This is a genomic window from Xanthomonas hortorum pv. cynarae, assembly GCF_002939985.1.
Classification (GTDB): domain Bacteria; phylum Pseudomonadota; class Gammaproteobacteria; order Xanthomonadales; family Xanthomonadaceae; genus Xanthomonas; species Xanthomonas hortorum_D.
On sequence record NZ_MDFM01000099.1, the window covers coordinates 1 to 314 of the forward strand.

A 314-nucleotide genomic window follows, 5' to 3' on the forward strand; every position below is an offset into this window, starting at 1 on the left:
CGCCGCTTGTACATCTCCCGGTTGTATTCCCAAGGCTCGACCCGATTGGATTTCGGTGGAACCACCGGAACGAAGCCAAGATCGAGCGCCAACTGGCGGGTTTCGTTGCCTTCATAAGCACGGTCCATCAACAAATGAATCGGCCGCTCCACTGGCCCGAGGTGTTCAAGCAACGCGCGGCCTGCAGGTGCGTCATGCACGTTGCCAGGCGTCAATCCAAAGGTGATGGCTGTTCGAGCATCTGCGGCAACCATATGAATCTTGGTGTTCCATCCACCGCGGGACTTGCCGACGGCCTGCGGGCCGTTTTTTTT

The 314-nt window shown here is 58.0% G+C and carries 1 protein-coding gene; it reads right to left on the bottom strand.

Annotated elements, in window-relative coordinates:
* A partial coding sequence (locus XcyCFBP4188_RS22400; RefSeq protein WP_146094095.1) for a transposase occupies nucleotides 1-314 on the bottom strand: 314 nt, incomplete at both ends.